At 72.1% G+C, this 16,923-nt stretch carries 22 protein-coding genes; all 22 read left to right on the top strand.

All coding sequences use genetic code 11. The features are described 5' to 3' along the window. The first annotated feature begins 24 nt into the window (after window positions 1-24). The 22 genes from WME90_RS01835 to WME90_RS01940 all read left to right on the top strand — a co-directional run bounded on the left by WME90_RS01835 (window position 25) and on the right by WME90_RS01940 (window position 16,923). Window positions 25-507 (top strand): hypothetical protein, encoded by a 483-nt coding sequence (locus WME90_RS01835; protein WP_437279318.1) that lies wholly within the window; start codon window positions 25-27, stop codon window positions 505-507. After that, window positions 497-2,593, top strand: coding sequence for a ParB/RepB/Spo0J family partition protein (locus WME90_RS01840; RefSeq protein WP_437279319.1), 2,097 nt, complete (start codon window positions 497-499; stop codon window positions 2,591-2,593). Before WME90_RS01835 ends, WME90_RS01840 begins: the two co-directional genes overlap by 11 nt. Window positions 2,594-2,849: 256 nt before the next feature. Next, a complete protein-coding gene (locus WME90_RS01845; RefSeq protein ID WP_437279320.1) occupies window positions 2,850-3,161 on the top strand; it encodes a hypothetical protein in 312 nt (103 codons plus the stop codon). Further along, complete coding sequence (locus WME90_RS01850) at window positions 3,151-3,492, top strand: hypothetical protein (RefSeq protein ID WP_437279321.1); 342 nt, start codon at window positions 3,151-3,153, stop codon at window positions 3,490-3,492. The genes WME90_RS01845 and WME90_RS01850 overlap by 11 nt, the downstream gene beginning before the upstream one ends. Beyond that, window positions 3,489-3,803 carry a helix-turn-helix domain-containing protein gene (locus WME90_RS01855; RefSeq protein ID WP_437279322.1) on the top strand — a complete coding sequence of 105 codons (315 nt, stop codon included), beginning with the start codon at window positions 3,489-3,491 and terminating at the stop codon, window positions 3,801-3,803. The genes WME90_RS01850 and WME90_RS01855 overlap by 4 nt, the downstream gene beginning before the upstream one ends. A gap of 249 nt (window positions 3,804-4,052) precedes the next feature. Beyond that, window positions 4,053-5,693 carry a hypothetical protein gene (locus tag WME90_RS01860; protein WP_437279323.1) on the top strand — a complete coding sequence of 547 codons (1,641 nt, stop codon included), beginning with the start codon at window positions 4,053-4,055 and terminating at the stop codon, window positions 5,691-5,693. Window positions 5,694-5,716: 23 nt separating this feature from the next. Further along, on the top strand, window positions 5,717-6,112 hold the full coding sequence (locus tag WME90_RS01865) for a hypothetical protein (protein WP_437279324.1): 396 nt from the start codon (window positions 5,717-5,719) through the stop codon (window positions 6,110-6,112). A 37-nt stretch (window positions 6,113-6,149) separates the two neighbouring features. Then, the gene (locus WME90_RS01870) at window positions 6,150-6,692 is read left to right on the top strand and encodes an RNA polymerase sigma factor (RefSeq protein ID WP_437279325.1); all 543 of its coding nucleotides are present in this window, start codon (window positions 6,150-6,152) and stop codon (window positions 6,690-6,692) included. 117 nt (window positions 6,693-6,809) lie between these two features. Then, window positions 6,810-7,259 (top strand): hypothetical protein, encoded by a 450-nt coding sequence (locus tag WME90_RS01875; protein ID WP_437279326.1) that lies wholly within the window; start codon window positions 6,810-6,812, stop codon window positions 7,257-7,259. Between the two features lie 127 nt (window positions 7,260-7,386). Next, on the top strand, window positions 7,387-8,400 hold the full coding sequence (locus WME90_RS01880; protein ID WP_437279327.1) for a tyrosine-type recombinase/integrase: 1,014 nt from the start codon (window positions 7,387-7,389) through the stop codon (window positions 8,398-8,400). Between the two features lie 13 nt (window positions 8,401-8,413). Continuing rightward, on the top strand, window positions 8,414-8,695 hold the full coding sequence (locus WME90_RS01885; protein WP_437279328.1) for a hypothetical protein: 282 nt from the start codon (window positions 8,414-8,416) through the stop codon (window positions 8,693-8,695). After that, window positions 8,692-8,949: a hypothetical protein gene (locus tag WME90_RS01890; RefSeq protein WP_437279329.1), complete on the top strand. Its 258-nt coding sequence runs from the start codon at window positions 8,692-8,694 to the stop codon at window positions 8,947-8,949. The genes WME90_RS01885 and WME90_RS01890 overlap by 4 nt, the downstream gene beginning before the upstream one ends. Window positions 8,950-9,027: 78 nt before the next feature. Continuing rightward, on the top strand, window positions 9,028-9,279 hold the full coding sequence (locus WME90_RS01895; protein ID WP_437279330.1) for a hypothetical protein: 252 nt from the start codon (window positions 9,028-9,030) through the stop codon (window positions 9,277-9,279). 83 nt (window positions 9,280-9,362) lie between these two features. Beyond that, complete coding sequence (locus WME90_RS01900; RefSeq protein ID WP_437279331.1) at window positions 9,363-9,659, top strand: hypothetical protein; 297 nt, start codon at window positions 9,363-9,365, stop codon at window positions 9,657-9,659. Continuing rightward, window positions 9,656-10,909 carry an N-acetylmuramoyl-L-alanine amidase gene (locus WME90_RS01905; RefSeq protein WP_437279332.1) on the top strand — a complete coding sequence of 418 codons (1,254 nt, stop codon included), beginning with the start codon at window positions 9,656-9,658 and terminating at the stop codon, window positions 10,907-10,909. Before WME90_RS01900 ends, WME90_RS01905 begins: the two co-directional genes overlap by 4 nt. Further along, on the top strand, window positions 10,906-11,406 hold the full coding sequence (locus WME90_RS01910) for a hypothetical protein (protein WP_437279333.1): 501 nt from the start codon (window positions 10,906-10,908) through the stop codon (window positions 11,404-11,406). The genes WME90_RS01905 and WME90_RS01910 overlap by 4 nt, the downstream gene beginning before the upstream one ends. A 109-nt stretch (window positions 11,407-11,515) precedes the next feature. After that, a complete protein-coding gene (locus WME90_RS01915; protein ID WP_437279334.1) occupies window positions 11,516-11,686 on the top strand; it encodes a hypothetical protein in 171 nt (56 codons plus the stop codon). A gap of 150 nt (window positions 11,687-11,836) precedes the next feature. Continuing rightward, window positions 11,837-12,061 (top strand): helix-turn-helix transcriptional regulator, encoded by a 225-nt coding sequence (locus tag WME90_RS01920; RefSeq protein WP_437279335.1) that lies wholly within the window; start codon window positions 11,837-11,839, stop codon window positions 12,059-12,061. Between the two features lie 372 nt (window positions 12,062-12,433). Further along, entirely contained in the window at window positions 12,434-12,721 is a 288-nt protein-coding gene (locus WME90_RS01925) for a hypothetical protein (protein WP_437279336.1), read from the top strand. After that, window positions 12,721-14,376 (top strand): hypothetical protein, encoded by a 1,656-nt coding sequence (locus WME90_RS01930; protein ID WP_437279337.1) that lies wholly within the window; start codon window positions 12,721-12,723, stop codon window positions 14,374-14,376. Before WME90_RS01925 ends, WME90_RS01930 begins: the two co-directional genes overlap by 1 nt. Then, the gene (locus WME90_RS01935; RefSeq protein ID WP_437279338.1) at window positions 14,373-15,812 is read left to right on the top strand and encodes a phage portal protein family protein; all 1,440 of its coding nucleotides are present in this window, start codon (window positions 14,373-14,375) and stop codon (window positions 15,810-15,812) included. The genes WME90_RS01930 and WME90_RS01935 overlap by 4 nt, the downstream gene beginning before the upstream one ends. Then, window positions 15,799-16,923: a hypothetical protein gene (locus WME90_RS01940; protein ID WP_437279339.1), complete on the top strand. Its 1,125-nt coding sequence runs from the start codon at window positions 15,799-15,801 to the stop codon at window positions 16,921-16,923. Before WME90_RS01935 ends, WME90_RS01940 begins: the two co-directional genes overlap by 14 nt.

Below are 16,923 nucleotides of genomic sequence, written 5' to 3' on the forward strand. Positions count from 1 at the left end.
TGGGGCCCGCAGGCGCTCGCCGTCTTGCGAGCGCTGCACAAGGATGCCGAGGCCAGCGCCGCGTTCTTCACCCAGCAGGTAGCGGCGATGCAGGCACGCGAGAAGGCGGAGCCGAACTCCAGCTGGTTGTGGGAGATCGAGCTGCCGCGTCTCCAGAGCCTCGAGCGCGAGGCCAAGGCCAACGAGTTCGTGCTGCGCGATCTGCTCGGCTCTCAGGGCCCGTTGCCGAGCGGTGCGCAGCCGGGCCACGTCGTCGAGGTCGTCGAGATCTGGACGCGCCTCGGAGAAGCGCGCGCCCGGTTCAAAGACGTCGACCGCGGCGAGGAGCTGCGGCCGGTGTCCGAGCTTCAGGAGGAGAGCCGGCAGGCCTGTGAGCCGGCAAGCCCTGCGCGCGGGTCGCGCCGGGCCGAGGCCCTGTTGCCGAACGAAAGCGGGCCCGGAGGTGCGCTCACACCCGCCGAGCCCAACGCCACCCCTCGGAAGAAAGGCCGCGCCCATGACCCGTAGCACGCCAACCGCTGCCAGCGAACCCCTGCAGCCGTCGAACCGCATCATCTTCGAGGTGCCCGTTGAGCGCCTCGTCCCTTCTCCCACGCAGCCCCGCACACGGAATCGCGACGGCGCCGAGCTGGTCGAGAGCATCCGCGAGCACGGCGTGCTCGAGCCGCTCTGGATCCGGAGCTCGACGACCGAAGGCACCTACGAGATCATCTTCGGCGAGCGACGATGGAACGCGTCCAAGCTCGCGGGGCTCACGACCGTGCCTGCGGAGCTGCGGGACGATCTGAGCATCGAGGACGTCGTCGTACTGCAACAGATCGAGAACGGTCAGCGCGAGGACGTCTCGCCGCTGGACGAGGCACGCTCGTACCGGCTGCTGCAGCAGCGGTTCCAGCGGGCGACCCACGAGATCGCGCGGCTCGTGAACAAGACCGAGGCGCGGGTGCTGCGACGGCTCAAGCTGCTGACCCTGCCCGAGGACGCTCAGCGCGCCCTCGAGGGCGGCGCGCTGCCCCTCCGGTCTGCGGAGGCGCTCGCGCGGATTCAGCACCCCGACGACCGAGCCGCCGCCGTCGCGCGCGTCCTGGCCAGCGAGGAGTTCAGCCCGCTGCAGGTGACGCGAATGGTCGAGCGCGAGTACATGCTCCGGCTCGCCGCGGCGCAGTTCGATCCGGACGACGCGCGCCTGGTGCCCGAGGCCGGGCCCTGCTCGAGGTGCCCGAAGCGGAGCGGTGCCCAGATGCTGCTCTACGCGGAGGCGGGCGAGGAGGAAGACCGCTGCTCCGACCGGGGGTGCTTCGAGGCCAAGAAGGCGGCGCACTGGCAACGCGTGGCTTCGGCCGGCCTCGCCCGCGGGGTGCGGGTCGTAGAGGGCGAGGAGGCTGCGCGGCTGTTCCCAGCCGGGCACATGGCCGGGAAGACGGCGGCGGAGTTCGTCGAGCTCGACCAGCCCTGCTACATGGTCGCGCCCGCGCCCGCGCCTGTGACCGCCGGCGCCGGCGACGAGGACCTGGAAGCGGACGACGAGCCGCCGCGGCCGCCCACGTGGCGCGAGGCGCTGCGAGATAGGGCGGTGCCGACGACGCTCGTGCGCGACCCGACAGGCGGCGTGCACGAGCTCGTCCCGCGCGCGGAGGCGGTGCGGGCGCTCGACGTCGCGGGCCGACTGCCGCAGGCCGAGGAGGAGCCGCGTGTCGCACCGAACGCGGGTCGCTCGCCGGCGGAGGCGCGCATCGCGCGCGCTGCGGAGCAGAGCGCCTACGAGAAGGCGATCACCGCGATCGCCGACAAGGCGGGCGAGATGAGGCCGACGCTCGCGTTCTGGCGCTTCCTGGTCTCGGTGCTGATCGAGGTCCTCTACACGGACCTGAGCGACGTGATCGAGCGTCGGAAGATCGAGGTGCGCGACGACGAGAGCGAGGAGAAGGCGGTCCGGCGCCACGTCGCCGGCGCCAAGGAGCCCGAGGCGCGCGCGCTCGCGATCGAGATCCTGGTCGGATCCCAGGGGGACGTTTCCTACGCGCGAAAGGAGTCCGCTCTCCACATGGCGGCGCTGTTCTACGGCGTCGACATGAAGCGGATCCATGCCGCGGCGCTGCGGAAGGCCCGCGAGACGGCCGCGCAGGATGCGCGCGAAGAGGGGCCGAAGCGCCCGGCCAAGGGCAAGGCCAAGGCGCGCCAGGCCGGGGCGAACCCGCCGGCCAACGCCAGCGCGTCTCGCGACGCGCGCCAGGCCGGGGCGAGCGAGGAGGCGTGCGCGGTGTGCGGCTGCACCGAGGCTGCGGCCTGCGAGGGTGGATGCTGCTGGGTCGCGCCGGCCCTGTGCTCCGTCTGCGGGAGCCTCCAAGAGCGCATCGTCGAAGCGCTCGCGGAGCGGTCGCTCACCCGTGAGGACCTCCGCGCCGGGCTCGAGGCGGACGAGCATCCGTTCGCCCACCGCACGCCGCATGCGTGCGGTGCGCTGATCGCAGCCAAGGTCGTGCGCGAGCGCGAGCACAAGCTCGAGCTGGTGCAACGCCGCCTGTTCGCGGGCGCGCGCCCGCAGAAGGGACGCAGCACCGGCAGCGCACAGGCGCGCGCGGAGGCACCGTGAGCCCGTTTCAATGGGGCCGCCGCCTTGCAACGGCGGAGAGCTGCACGCACGCGGCGTGCGATGAGCTGGTCGCGCGGCTTCAATGGGGCCGCCGCCTTGCAGCGGCGGAGAGAGCCCTCGCAGGCTACGAAACATCTCGGGTACTTACAACCCGGTCTGCGAGAGGTTCCCGTCCCACCCCGGCTCCAGCTGCCGGAGGCGCGCTCTGCGCGTCCTCGATGGCGGCGCGCCAGGCCAGCGCGCGCGCGGAGGCCCCGTGAGCCCGCGCTCGAGGCTCGTGGTGCGCGAGCGCCAGCTCGTCGCCGAGCTGCTCGCCGGACTCCAGGTCGACAGGGAGCAGCTCAGGGCGATCAGCGACCTGCAGCTGCGCTGCATCGTGGCTGCGAAGCTCGCGGTGGACCGGCTCGGCTTTGACGTGGAGGACGAGCAGCTCGCGGACCTGGCGCACACGCTGATGGAGCTGTCGCCTGACACGCGGGGCGTCCGGCTGAAGTACATCGTCGGCGAGCTCGAGCGGCTCCGGCGCGAGGCGGGTGTCCTCTCCAAGGAGGCCGGCCATGTCGACTAGGTACGCCGTCATCCGCGGAGAAGAGCTCCACGAGCCCGGTGGGCGCGAGGACGTCGAGCCGGCAGGGACAGGCAGATACCTCCTGCAGCGACTCGCGGCCGGCGCTCCAGCGGGATCCTTTGAGGGGGAGGTGATCACCCGGTGGGCCGACGTGATCGAGGCGAGCCCTCGGCTCGTCAGGCACGCTGCGGAGGCATTCGCGACGTGGGCGCGGGGGCTACGGCGCGAAGAAGCTGCCGAGCTCTTCGAGCGTGCGGTGCTCTGCGCCGTCGTGGAGCTGGAGTGGCCAACGCGGCGGCGCGCTGACCGGCGCGGAGGCGCCCCGTCATGAGCGGCGTACACCAGCTCGTCCGGGAGCTGCGGCAGCGCGGGCTCATGCCGCTCGTGAGGGCGGTGGCCCGCGACCACGGGGTCAAGGCAATCGAGCTGCTGGGCCAGCAGCGAGGCCGGGCGCTGCACGCCGCTCGCCGTCGCCTGTGGTCGATCCTGGCGGAGCGCTACCACATGTCCTCCATCGAGATCGGTCGACTCTGCGGCCGCAACCACACGTCGGTCCTCGCCGCGATCCGGGAGGCGACTCCAGCCGCCCCGCTCGCGCGAGCTCAGCGCGATCCACAACGCTCCGAGGGCGCGGCGGCATGACGAGCGGGGCCCGGCGCGCACCTAACGGCACGGAGCCAGCGTTAGGGCGCGCGGAGGGCCCGCTCTCCGACGTCGAGCGGATGCTGGCCGAGCTCCCTGCCGACGGCGGCTGGGTCCTGGAGAGCCTCGCCGTGCAGCGCGCGGGGCTGCCGTGGCGTCGCGCGGGTCCAGCGCTCGCGGTGCTCTGCTCGGAGGGCAGGGCGGAGGTGCGGCATTGGCGCGGGTACACGTGGGCACGGAGAGGGATCGATGAGCGAAGAGACGGCGAGCACGCAGCACGATGGGCGCCGCGGCCCCGGCGGGCGGGGTTCCAGCGGCGGCGAGCGGGCGGGCGCCAAGAGGCGTGACGGGCTCGACGCGGGCGGTGCAGGCGGGCGCCAGGCCCGCTCCGGCTCGGGTGGGCGGCGGCGCCGGCTCAGAGGAGCCGATCGTCGCCGGACCAACAAGGGGCGGTACCGGATCGTCTGGGTCAGCCTCTGGGGCGACGAGAAGTTCCGGAGGCTGCAGGACGACGGCAAGCTCCTCTGGCTGTACCTGCTGACCGGGCCGGTCGTGACAACCCTTCCCGGACTGTTCGCGGCCGGGCGCGCACAGCTCGCGGAAGCGCTCCGATGGTCGGTCGAGCGGTTCGACGACGCGTTCGCGGAGCTGGAGAGAGCGCGCATGGCGACCGCCGACTGGGACGCGCAGGTCGTGTTCCTTCCGAACGCCATCAAGCACAACGCTCCCCCGAACCCCAACACGGTGCTCTCGTACCGGGCCTACTGGGACGAGATACCGGAATGTGCATTAAAAATCGCTGGGTTAGAGCCCATCATCGCGCACCTCATGACCTGCCCGGAGAGCTTCCGCGACGCGTTCGCACGCACGTTCGCGGACGTGCCGCTGCCGTTCCCGGAACGGTTCGCGAACGGTTCCGCCAACCAAGAACAGGATCAGGATCAAGATCAGGATCAAGATCAGGAAAAAGAATCCTCGAGAGCGCAACGCGGGGGCGCGCGCGCACACGCGCGAGAGGGAGGGGGTGAAGATCCGGGAGGGGAAGGGGAGGCCAGCGTCGCGCCGCCCCTCGCGCCGACGGCGGCCGCGGCCTCCAGCGCGCCACCCCTCGCGCCGACGGCGGCGGCCATCCTGGCCGAGCTCCAGGCCCGGCCCCGGCTGCGCGACGTGGCGGAGCCGGCGTTCGCGACGGTGCTGGGCGAGATGGTCGACAGCGGCCAGCAGACCCTCGAGCGGGCGCTCCGGGCGCTGCGCGAGGGGGAAGCCAAGCAGGCCGTCGACCAGCGCCCGCCGCGGGCGCTCAAGGCCTTTCTGGTGGGCTGCGTGACGGCAGGGCCGCTCGGCCGGCCCGGGCCCGCCGCGGCCGAGCTGCCGGAGGCGTCGCCGGCGGAGGCGGCGCTGGTGCTGGACGTCTACGCCGAGGCCTGGTCGCGGCGCTACGGCGCCTACTGCGAGGACCCTGATGGTGCCGACCGTGCGACGGCCGGGCGGCTCGCCGCGAAGGCGCGCCGGATGGCGCCGGAACCCGATGGAGCGTCGCCCGACGAGCCCTGGGTGGAGCTCGTGCGGTTCTGGATCAAACGGTTCCTGCGCGAGGAAGAGCACTCGGCGGGCCGCCACCGGCTCGACCTGATCCACAAGCACCTGCAGCGCTTCAGGACGCCGTGGCACGAGCGGATGGACCGCGAGCGGCGCCTCGCGCAGACGCGGCCCGAGGAGCACCAGGTGGGCCCGCGGTTCTCTGTAGCGCCGCCGGCGCGGCGAATGGGCGGAGAGGTGCCGCCGCCGCCCGAGCTGCGGAGCATGCTGGAGCGGCTTGATGGGGTCGCGCGAGACGAGCTGCAGGAGCTCGGCGCCGACGACGCAAACGCAGATGCCTCCGCCGCCTGAGGCGGAGGCGGCGAGGAGAGACCATGACGAGCGAAACCGAAGCGGCGTGCAGGGATTTCGTGGAGAAGATGGAGCAGGCCTGGGCGGCCGCGGGGCTCGCGTCCAAGGCCATTGAGGGGGATCGCGAGCTCGGGGGGCGAGAGGCTGCGAAGCGGCTCGACCCGGAGCTCGTGGGGCGGATCGTGCTGGCCCATGGGCTTGCGAAGCTCCTGGTCGATCGGGTGGGGTTCATGGCCGTCGCGACGTGCATCGCGGGCAGCCAGAACGGTCGGGGGTGGCAGACCGCGGTCGCCGACGTCTACACGGAGCGGTTGAAGCGGCTCAAGAACGAATGCTCGTGCAGCGATTGCGAGCGTTGCCGGGCGGGGGAGGCCGCTGTGCAGCGCGCGAACGACGTCGCGCGTGCGGCGAATAGCTGACAGCGACGCATTACGGCGCGTCCGTGGAGGGGGGGACATGGACGATGACTTCCAAGCTGTGTGGAAGGAGCGCGCGGTGATCCGTGCAGCGCTCCAACGATCTGGTGTCGCGGCGCATGACATCGAGGATGTCGCGCAGGAGGTCTGTCTCGGAGCGTGGCGCGTGCTCCAGAGCGGGCGGTTCGCGCCCGTCGCCGGGCTGAGAGCCGGGGCTGCGCTTCGTTGCTGGCTCCGGGGGATCGCGCGGCGGCAGGCGAGAGACCACCGCCGCAGATCGGCGCGCCGCGGCGTCGAGCTGCTCCCCGACGATCTGGTCGAGCCGGCGCCGAGCGCGGACGTCCGGCTCGAGCGCCGGGCGGAGGTCGAGGCCCTCGGCGAGCTCGCCGCCGCGCAGCAGCTCGTGCTCGTGGCCGCCGCGGAAGGGTGCTCCGTCGAGGAGATAGCGGCGATGACCGGTGCTCCCGCACAAACGGCATGGGCCCGGCTCCGGGAGGCGCGGTCGGCGGCTGCCGCCGCGCTGAAGCGCCATCGCGCCCGTGAGCGGTTCGCAGAGACCAGGGGACATCGTCTGACGCGTTGAACGGCTCTGGCCCACAACCGCATACCCGCCGGCCGGCGCATCACGGCGGTCTTTTTCTGTCATGGCATTGCCGCGCCGTGCCTGATTTTCTCGCGGAATTTGTGTACGATCGTCGATATGGCAGCAGGGGCGGCTCCGGCGATTACCTGGACGCCGCGGGTGGCGTGGACCGATGACGCCGGGGGCATCCGGGTGGTCATCCTCCAGGAGGGCCCCGTCGTCGAGGTGGCGTCAGCGACGGACGCGATGGGAGCGCCTCTCTGGCGCCGGGTCTCGACGGACGACCCCTCCGAGGTGCGGCTCCGCAAGATCGAGGGCTGGAAGGCGATCTGCGTCGCCAGCGGCCTCGAGCCCTCGCAATGGAAGCAGGTGCTCCGCGCGTCGCGGCGGCGGGTGGACCCGCTGAACGTGCAGTACGACGCGTTCGATCGGCCGTTCGTCTACGAGGTCGTGCTGCGCGACTGGCTTGCGCGCGGGCAGCGCTCGTCGCGAGCCTATCACCTGGAGAAGGCCGCCGAGCGCCAGTATTGCGCGGGTCAGCGCCGGCGGATCGGACACGCGGCGTAGCGCGGACTTGCCGGCCCTGGCGGCACCAGGGCCCCAAATGTCCCTGTGAAAGGGCCGAATTAAATCGTCGCGGTGGCACCACGCGGCACCTCGTCGAGCGCCCGGCGTCGCGCGCATCGTCGCCGTCGTGCAGGACCGAGAGCAGCTCGTCATCGACGCCGGCGCCGAGCTCGTCGGCGACCTGGCGCTGCCCCTCGACCAGCGCCCGCACCTCGTCTACCTCGCGTCGCTCTCGACGGAGAAGGGACGTCGCTCGATGCGCAGCGCGCTCGACGTGGTGGCGGAAGCGATCGCCCCCGCGTCGGCGCGCTGCCCGAGCCGGGACTTCAATACCCCATTGGGGGTAAGGGGGCGCCCAGCGGTCGATGCGGACGCGGTCCCTTGGCACCTGCTCCGCTACCAGCACACGCAGGCGATCCGGGCGCGGCTCGTCGAGCACTACGCGCCCGCCACCGTGAACAAGATCCTCGCGGCCCTGCGCGGCGTGCTGCGAGAAGCGCGGCGGCTGGGGCTGATGAGCGCCGAGGACTGCGCGGCCGCGTGCGACCTGAAGGCCGCGCGCGGGGAGCGGCTGCCCGCGGGCAGGGCGCTCGAGCACGCGGAGCTCGTGGCGCTGCTCGGCGCGTGTGATCGCCGAACGCGCGCGGGAGCGCGCAACGCGGCGCTGGTCTCGCTGCTGTACGGCTGCGGGCTTCGCCGCGCCGAGGTCGTCGGGCTCGACTGCGAGGACTACGTGGCGGGCGATGCCTCGCTGAAGGTGCGTGGCAAAGGTGGCAAGGAGCGCAAGGCCTTCATCGGAGGTGCCGCGGGCGCCCTCGAGGCCTGGCTCGCGTCGCGCGCGCACGTCGCGCACCCGGCGCTGTTCCTGCCGATCGACCGGCTCGATCGCATCGCGGCCCGCCGGCTCACCGACCAGGCCGTGCTCGACATCCTGCAGCGCCTCGCCGCGGTCGCCGGCGTCGAGCGCTTCAGCCCGCACGACGTCCGCCGCACGTTCATCACGCAGCTGCTCGATCGGGGAGCCGACCCGATCACGGTGCAGCGGATGGCGGGCCACGCGCAGGTGACCACCACCCAGAAGTACGACCGCCGCGGCGAGGACGTGCAGCGCCGAGCGGCGGAGTTGTTGCGGCTCAAGTGAGCCGGAGGACCGCATGGAGATCAAGTTCGGTAGCGTGCAGGAAGCAGCGGACGCGTGGGTCGAAGCGACGCTGCAGGAGAAGCGGGCAGAGGCAGTCAAAGAGGCCGCGAAATCCGTGCTCATGGCCTACTTCGACGAGCACCCCGGAGAGACGAACTACGACGGTCGAATCGCGTTGACCAGCGTCTCTCAGGTGAGGCTCGATAACGAGAAGGTGAAGCGGGAGCTCGGCGCGGAGCTCTTCCGGTTCCAGCGGACGATCTCCTATCGCTCGCTGGCGCTGATCACGAAATGAGCGCGCGGCGGCGACTGCCGCTCACGCGCGGCGACTGCATCGACGGGCCGCGGCCGTGCCCGCACGTCCGGTGCGTCCACCACCTCGGGCCCGAGCTCGCCGCGCCGGACCTGCCGACGAGCTGCGCGCTCGACGTCGCGGACCGCGGGGGCGCGAGCGCCGTCGAGGTCGCCGCGGTGCTCGGGGTGAGCGTCGATGAGGTGCGCCGCATCGAGAGCGAGGCTCTCGCGCGTGCGCGAGTGAATTGGCAATAGGCCGGCGCATTCGCCGGAGAGAGGTAGAGCATGCTGGAGAACACCATTCTTGATCAACCCATCGCGAAATGGGCCGAGTTGCACTCGAAGCAAGACGCGCAGGGGCAGTACATCCGGCGGGAGGATGGGAGCGACCTCAACTATCATCAGGAGGCCAGAACGGTGATGGAGGGGCTCGTGCTGGCGATCGTGACCCAGGCGGCGCTCGTCACGCGGCACGAGGTCGAGCGCGAGATCGAGCGCGCCTTGGCGCCCAAGCCCTCGCGGGTGCGTGCCGTCTGCGGCCGCGTTCTCCGGCAGCTCGCTCACCTGGTGGACCCGAGCTCGTGATGCGCCGTGATCGAGCCCCTCGTGCCGGTGCTGCTGACCTTGGGCGGCTTCGGCGCGCTCGTGTACCTGGCCTGGAGGCGCTGATGGCCATCTCGGGCCTGCTCGTGCTCGCCGAGCTCGCGCTGGTCTGCGCGGGCTGCGCGGGCCTGCCCGAGGCCGATACGCCCCTCGACGTGCCTCCGGCGGAGGCCGTCAGCGCGGCGATCGTGGTCTCGTATCCGAGCGCACAGCGCGCGTGCGTCGAGCTCACCACGGAGAGCGCGCAGCGGGTCGCCTGCGTGCGCACGGTGCGCGAGGCGTTCCGCGCCGCGGTGCGGGTCGTCGACCAGGCCGTCGACGAGGACCTCGCCGAGCGCGCGGCGCGCGAGGCGGCCCGATGAGCGCGCCGCTCTCCTGGCTGCCCGACACCGTCGGCGCCGCACGAGAGGCGGAGATCCTCGAGGAGGTGCGGCTCGGCCGTCACGATCCCATCCGGTGGGCGACGATCCGGGTGACCGATCGCGCGCACGTCCTCGAGGTCGAGCTGCCGGAGGACGCGCTGAAGATCGAGGGGGTGCGCGTCAACGTGACCGCGCGCACGGCCCAGCAGATCGCCGATCTCCTGGGCTGCGTGCTGCCGACGCCGCGCCTCGTCCATCTGGCCTACCTGCAGGCCGCGGTGCTCATTTACGTCGGGCCGCGGACGCCCGACGCGACGATGGCGACCACAGCGACCATGATCGCGCGCTCGCGCGACATCGACGCGGCGATCGCGGGGCGCGCAGGCCTCGTCTCGCAGGGGGCCTGGAAGCACTGGGTGCTCCACCCGGGGGCGACGGCTCAGCGCGCGGCGAACTGGGGCTGGATGCGGCCCGACGGCCGCCCGTGGCAGGTCCTCAGCCTCGCCCACAACCTCGACCACACGGACTACTCGCAGGCGTGGCAGTGCCCGCGCCGGCGGTGCCGTCTCGATGGCCGTGAGGCGGACCTGGCCGATGTGCTTCGCGATCCGCTGCTCGCGCCGCTGGTCTCGTGGGACGGCGCGCTCCTCGGCGTGAGGCAGCCGGGCGTGCTCCTGGCGGGCCAGCCGTTCGCGCCGCCGGCGCCGCCGACCGCCGCGCCGGCCCCGCCGCAGACGTGGATCCCGGCGCGGAACTTCACCGCTGCGTCGCGCGCCATCGCCGACCTGGTGGTGCTGCACTCGACCGAGGGCGCGCGTGGCCGTGGTGCGGCGCGAGCCGTCGCGCGGTGGTTCGGCGGTGGCGCCGCGCCGCAGGCCTCCGCCCACTACGTCGTCGACGACGACGAGGTGATCGCGTGCGTCGCTGAGGACGACGTGGCCTGGGCTGCGCCTGGCGCCAACCGCACCGGCATCCAGATCGAGCTCTGCGGCTCCGCGCGCCAGAGCGTCTCGGAGTGGCTCGCCGGCGGGCTCCTCGCGCGCGCGGCCGAGCTCACCGCGGGCATCTGCCGCAGGCATCAGATCCCGATCTGCAAGCTCTCGCCGGAGGACCTCGCCGGCGGCGCTAGGGGCATCACGGGGCACGTCGACGCGAGCCGTGCGTTCCGCAAGAGCGACCACTGGGACCCGGGCCCGAGCTTCCCCTGGTCGACGTTCCTCGAGCTCGTGGCCGCAGCGAGGGCGACATGACGGAGCTCGAGTACGACGTCGCGAAGGACGAAGTGTACGACCGGGCCGCGAGCAGGATCACCGCGATCATCTGGAGCGCTGGTGCCTCGTCGATCGGCGCGGTCCTGGTCTCGGACACGAGCTGGCTGCTCGTCGCGCTGTACGTGGCAGCGCTCCTCGCAGCCGCCGTGTTGGCCATCGCCTTGCGCCGCGTGCGGACGCTCTGGCAGCTTCGCGCCGCCGGAGGCCTCGCCGAGGACGAGGTGGACGTCGACCTGGAGGAGCTCGAGCGCCAGCCGGTCACCTTGGAGAGCTCCGCGGTGATCGCCGCCCTCCGCGAGGCGTGGCGCGAGGGGGAGGCCCTGGCCGCCTACGGGGATCAGCACGTCGAGCTCGCGCAGCTGGGGTTCGGCATGAAGGACGCTGCCGAGAAGATCGCTGCCAGCCTGGGCGTGGACGAGGAGGAGCTCCGAGGGATCGAGCCACGGCGCGACAACGGGCGTGGCGATGGAGCGTGACGTGCTCCTGATGTGCGCCGCGCATCTGGCGGAGAAGGCCGTGCGCAGCGCGGCTCGGCTCGCGAGCGCGGCGCCCGTCCGCGCCTCGTTGCGCCGTTTCCGAGAGGCCATGGGCAAGGCTGACATCTCCGTGTGGCCCGTGACCGTGCGACTCGATCAGCCCAACTTCGACCGGCCCGAGCCGCGCATCAAGCACGGCCACATCGCGTTCCGGCGCGAGCCGCCGGCGGACGCGACTCGAGCTTTCGAGAACTCACATTCTCATAAGTGCCAGTGGTGAGCCACCACCCCGCCCGGAGACGTTATGAATTCCGCTGCTACAGTAATAGAGGGGGCGCCGGGCGACGGAGTGGCCGTTTTTTCGCGCACGGCGCGGGCGAGCTCGGGAGTTTATGCAGCGCTGCATAGCTCGCGACTGCATATCCGATCGATGCGCAGCGAGGGGAGCGTGCTGCTCCAGAGGGCCCCCGGGACGCAGGTCGAGAAGGCGCGGAAGCTCGGGGTCACCCAAGGCACCGTATCGCGCTGGGAGACGGGGAAATCGGCCCCGCGCAGCTATGAGGACCGCGACGCCTGCCGTCGCGTCTACGGTATCCCGTTCGAGGCCTGGGCGCGTCCCGCGTCCAGCGCGCTCGGCGCTCAACCGCCTGCATAATCGAGGGCCGCGCCCAGCGATTATGCATCACTGCATATCGAGATCGCTCACCTTCGCTGGGTGACGACCGAGCGCTGCACGATCTGCCGTCTCCCCGCCGACCGGCGGGCGGCAATCGACGCAGCGCAAGCGGCAGCCGCCGAAGCGGCAGACCCGGACGCGGCGATCCTCGCCCTCGCCGAACGACACCGCGTCTCGCGACTCGCGCTCCAGCGGCACCGATCCCACGTGCAGGGGGCGCCGCAGCGCGCGAGCGCGCCGGCCCCGAAGCCGACCGCACCCACGAGAGGCCCCCATGTAGAACCACCGGAGTCCGAGACGGAGCCGCGACCCGATGCCTTGCCGGCGAGCTCGCTTGAGCGCGTCGGGCTCATGGCTGACCGGGCTCTGCGAAATGCGATCGACGCGGCCAACGACCCGGCCATCACGCCATCCGCGTTGCGGGAGATCCAGGCCGAAGCGCGGCAGTGGGAGACGCTGCGGGCGAAGATCCGAGGCGACGGGGCGAAGGTCCCGCCGCTCCACGAGCACCCGGATTACGTGCCCTTCGTCGAGCTCGTGCTCGAGGCCGTCGACGGGTTCGCCGGCGCTGCGGAGCGGCTCCTCGAGGTCCTCCGTGCGCGGAAGGCCGAAGCCGCCGCGAAGGAGCTCGCCGCCTGATGGGCTCCGCGGCCGCTGGAACCTGGCTCGACGACCTGGAGACGCGCGTCGTCCAGCGACGCGCGGCGCGCGTGCGCCGCACCTGGCCGAGCCCCGAGTACCAGCGCGACCCGAACAAGTTCTGCCAAGAGCAGCTCAACTTCGAGCCGTGGGACAAGCAGGCCGAGGTCCTCGACGCGCTCGTCCCACCCGGCGCGTGGGTCAGCGTCGTGTCCGGCCACAAGATCGGCAAGAGCTCGCTCGCGGCCGGGGCGGCGCACTGGTTCGCGAGCTCGTTCGACGAAGCGCGCGTGGTGCTCCTCGCGCCGAAGGCCGAGCACATCCGCGTCGTGATCTGGCGCGAGGTCACGAAGTTCTACAAGCGCTCCGGGCGCTGCCCGGACTGCCGCGCCATCGAGCTGCGAGAGGGCAAGACGCCCGACCCGTGCCCGTTCTGCTCGCCGCTCGGCGATCCCGACTGGCTGTCTGTCGAACCTCACCGCGGGCTCAGGTACCCGGACGGCCGCGAGATCTTCGGGTACACGGCGCGCGACGTCGACGCCATCGGGGGCCTCAGCGGTCCCAACATGCTCTTCATCTACGACGAGGCCTCCGGCATCCCGGACGGCGTCTTCAACGCGATGAAGGGCAACGCCGCAGGCGGCGTGCGGGTGCTCATGATCGGCAATCCCCTGCGGACGACGGGGGAGTTCTACGCGAGCCGCCACGACCCGGCGAAGAAGAGGCTCTACAAGACCTTCCAGATCAGCTCGGAGGACACGCCGAACGCTCGCACCGGGCGCGTGATGATCCCGGGCCTCGCAACGCGGCAGTGGTGCAACGAGCGCGCGGAGGAGTGGGGCAAGGACTCGGTCCTCTACGCCGTGCGCGTGCGCGGGGAGGACCCGAAGTACGAGGAGGGGCAGCTCGTCCCTGTCGACGTGATCGAGGCGGCCGAGCAGCGCTGGGAGAGCGCGCGCGCCGAGGGGCGGCTCCAGATCGGGGTGGACGTGGCGTTCACCGGCGACGACGCCGCGATCGCGCCGAGGCGAGGGCAGAAGATCCTCGAGGTCACCTCGATCGCGAACGCCGGCGACGAGGAGCAGCTCGCCGAGCACGTGATGAGCGCAGCGCGCGCTCATCGGCTCCCGCACGAGCTCCCGCCGCTCGTCGTCTACGACTCGAACGGGGCCGGCGTGCGGCTCGGCAAGGCGCTCCAGCGGTACGCCGGCGAGATCGAAATCGTCGGCGTCAACGGGACCAACACCGCGAGGAGGCCTCGCGAATTCTTCCAGCTCCGCGACGAGGTCGCGTGCGGCTTCGCGGCCTGGCTCAAGGCGGGCGGCGCGATTCCCACTGACGGGAAGCTGCAGGGCGAGATCGGTCACACGAAGGCCTTCGACGCCGGCGGCGGACGAAAGCGCGTCATCAGCAACGACGCGCTCAAGAAGATCCTCGGCAGGTCGCCCGATCGCCGGAACGCCTGCGAGCTCGCGGTGTGGGAGGTCCGGACGCTCACGAGCGAGGACGGGCCGCTGGTGAAGGAGCCGACGCAGGCGGAGGTCCGCTCCTACGCCTCGCTGCGGGGTGACGCCGGCCGCGCCGCGCCTGCTCCCGGGATCAGCCCCTACGCCGGCGCGATCGACCCGTACGGCGGCCGCGGAGGGCGCAGGTGAGCCTCCGTGCCCGCATCCGCCAGGTCGTCGGCCAGGCCGCGCGCCAGGCGGCCGAGATCCTCCTCGAGCCGACGACGCCGGCGCCGGCGAGCGTCGCCGAGGCGCCGCGGCGCAAGCGCCGCCGGGCCCGCAACCTGGCGCCGCTCTCCCGCACCGTCGTCGAGTGGTACCAGGCCGACCTCGCGGTCGCGTCGCAGCTCGCGGACGGCGGCAACCTGATCGAGGTCGGGCGCCTGCGCGGCGCCCTGACCCGGGATGCCGTCGTCCGCGGGCTGGTCGATACGAGGTTCGGCGGTCTCGTGCGTTTGCCTCGGCGCTGCGTCGGGCACTCGGAGGTCGTGCGCTGGCTCGACGGCGAGCAGGGGCAGCCCGGGGTCTTCGACCACATCTTCCCTCCCGCCGAGCTCGCGCAGCTCGACGCCGACGGCGGGATCTGCGGAGTCGGAGTCGGCGAGTTCGTCCAGGAGGACGGCATGTATCTGCCGCAGCTCCGGCGCCTCGACCCGCAGTGGCTTTACTACCGCTACGACGAGGACCGCTGGCAATACCGGTCGGCTGCGGGGCTCCTCGACATCGAGCCTGGCAATGGGCGCTGGGTGTTGCATCGTCCCGGCGGGGTCAACGAGCCCTGGAAGAACGGTATCTGGTACGCAGCCGGTCGCGCCTTTATTGCCAAGGAACACGCGATCAACTACCGCGAGAACTACGCGGGCAAGCTCGCTCACCCCGCGCGCGTGGCCGTTTCGCCGCAGGGCGCCAGCGAAGACCAGCACCAGTCGTGGTTCCAGTCCGTGATGGGTTGGGGCGTGAACACGGTGTTTGGGATGACGCGCGGATACGACGTGAAGCTCCTCGAGAGCAACGGGCGCGGTCATGAAGTGTTCCACGCGATCATCGAGCACTCGAATCTCGAGTTCATGATCGCGTTCGTCGGGCAGATCGTGACGCAGACGGGCGGCGTCGGCTTCAGCAACTCCGACACGTTCGAGACGATGCTCTACAACCGCATCGAGTCGGACGGCATCGCGCTCGCCGACACCATCAGCACGCAGGGGATCGAGCCCGTCGTGTGGCGCTACCTCGGCGGCTCGCATCTCAGCACGCCCACGCGCGTGGAGTGGGACACGCGCCCGCCGGCTGACATGGCGGCCGTCGCGGAGACGCTCACGAAGGCCGCCGGCGCCATCAAGGCACTGCGCGAGGTCATGGCAGCCGACGGGATACCGCTGGATACGCGCGAGCTCCTGTCCGACTTCGGTGTGCCCGTGCGCGGCGACGTCGACGGCGACGCGCAGCCGGACGACGTCGCCGCGCGCATCCTCGCCCGATGGCGGAGGGACTACGGCGACAGCGGCGCGCTCGTCGCGGCGCGTGCGCTTGTCACGCTGGCGGAGCAGGCCGCGAACGACGTGGAGGCGGACCTTGCTGCTGCCTGACCTCGAACAGCGCCTGCGATGGTGGCAGTCCAGGCTCGGGCTCCGCGACTGGAAGGTGTCGATTCAATACGTCGACGACCTCACGCGCGAGGACGGCACGCCCGTGTGGGGCTTGTGCTACCGGCTCGTCGACAACCGGACCGCCGAGATCCTCGTGCGGACGCCGACCGACGCGGCGGAGCTGGCCGAGGTCGAGGAGACGGTCGTCCACGAGCTGCTCCACTGCGTGCTCGCGCCTCTCGGCGGCTACGAGCCGGCGTCGAGAGCCGCTGAGGAGCAGGCCGTGTGGACGCTCTCGCCGCTGCTCGTGGAGCTCGGCCAGAGCAGCCGGGGAAGGATTCTCGCGCGCGCGATGAGCCGCGCGGGCGTGCAGCTCGCCGCGGGACGCACCCGCTCGAGCGGGAGGTCTCGAATGGATCCGACGTTGATCGCGGCGATCAAGGCGCTGCTCTCCAGCGAGAGCATCGAACCTGATCAGGTGAAGGCCCTGCTGGCGGAGATCCTCGCCGCCTGCGAGGGCTCGGGCGGGGCGGCAGCCGAAGGGGCAGGGGCGCCCGCCAAGACGGACGAGGGGGAGGGCAGCGGGCCCATGGCCGCGGCCGCGGCGGGCGGCGAGGGAGAGGGCGCCGGCGACGCGGACGGGGGCAACAAGCCCTACCAGCGCGCCGGCGGGGGCAAGGCCTCCAGCGTCGCCGTGGAGGCACTCATGGCGGCCTACCGCGCGCGGACCGAGGCACCTCGGCGGAGCCGCGAGGAGCGCCTCCGGGAGCTGCGGCTGCCGAAGGACATCGCCGACCTCGCGGCGAAGCTCCCCGACGCCGAGTTCGACGACTTCGCGCGGCAGGTGGAGCCGCTCGCGCGCAGCAGCGGGCCGGCGCGGACGGCGACCCAGGGGGAGGGCGCCGGGCGCGGCGGGGGGCAGCTGGGCATGAGCCGCGAGGCCGCCCGGGCGCGCCTGCCGCGGGACCAGCAGGAGGGCCTCTTTAGGGCCTTCGGGAGCCGGGCCGCGCGGCCGGCGATCGCGCGCGCCCGCGGCGGCGAGCTCGTCATGTCGCACGTGGGCAACGTGCCCGAGGGCTCGACGCCGCTCGGCGCCACGGGGGGGAAGTAA

It is taken from the genome of Sorangium sp. So ce375 (assembly GCF_051473855.1).
Classification (GTDB): Bacteria; Myxococcota_A; Polyangia; order Polyangiales; family Polyangiaceae; genus Sorangium.

Bases quoted from the DNA above. Each gene is read 5' to 3' on its own strand.
- WME90_RS01875 (WP_437279326.1), top strand. From the start codon at position 6,810: ATGGCAGCAGGGGCGGCTCCGGCGATTACCTGGACGCCGCGGGTGGCG.
- WME90_RS01860 (WP_437279323.1), top strand. From the start codon at position 4,053: ATGAGCGAAGAGACGGCGAGCACGCAGCACGATGGGCGCCGCGGCCCC.
- WME90_RS01865 (WP_437279324.1), top strand. From the start codon at position 5,717: ATGACGAGCGAAACCGAAGCGGCGTGCAGGGATTTCGTGGAGAAGATG.
- WME90_RS01870 (WP_437279325.1), top strand. From the start codon at position 6,150: ATGGACGATGACTTCCAAGCTGTGTGGAAGGAGCGCGCGGTGATCCGT.
- WME90_RS01850 (WP_437279321.1), top strand. From the start codon at position 3,151: ATGTCGACTAGGTACGCCGTCATCCGCGGAGAAGAGCTCCACGAGCCC.
- WME90_RS01910 (WP_437279333.1), top strand. From the start codon at position 10,906: ATGACGGAGCTCGAGTACGACGTCGCGAAGGACGAAGTGTACGACCGG.
- WME90_RS01920 (WP_437279335.1), top strand. From the start codon at position 11,837: ATGCGCAGCGAGGGGAGCGTGCTGCTCCAGAGGGCCCCCGGGACGCAG.
- WME90_RS01885 (WP_437279328.1), top strand. From the start codon at position 8,414: ATGGAGATCAAGTTCGGTAGCGTGCAGGAAGCAGCGGACGCGTGGGTC.
- WME90_RS01900 (WP_437279331.1), top strand. From the start codon at position 9,363: ATGGCCATCTCGGGCCTGCTCGTGCTCGCCGAGCTCGCGCTGGTCTGC.
- WME90_RS01925 (WP_437279336.1), top strand. From the start codon at position 12,434: ATGGCTGACCGGGCTCTGCGAAATGCGATCGACGCGGCCAACGACCCG.
- WME90_RS01890 (WP_437279329.1), top strand. From the start codon at position 8,692: ATGAGCGCGCGGCGGCGACTGCCGCTCACGCGCGGCGACTGCATCGAC.
- WME90_RS01840 (WP_437279319.1), top strand. From the start codon at position 497: ATGACCCGTAGCACGCCAACCGCTGCCAGCGAACCCCTGCAGCCGTCG.
- WME90_RS01915 (WP_437279334.1), top strand. From the start codon at position 11,516: ATGGGCAAGGCTGACATCTCCGTGTGGCCCGTGACCGTGCGACTCGAT.
- WME90_RS01930 (WP_437279337.1), top strand. From the start codon at position 12,721: ATGGGCTCCGCGGCCGCTGGAACCTGGCTCGACGACCTGGAGACGCGC.
- WME90_RS01855 (WP_437279322.1), top strand. From the start codon at position 3,489: ATGAGCGGCGTACACCAGCTCGTCCGGGAGCTGCGGCAGCGCGGGCTC.
- WME90_RS01905 (WP_437279332.1), top strand. From the start codon at position 9,656: ATGAGCGCGCCGCTCTCCTGGCTGCCCGACACCGTCGGCGCCGCACGA.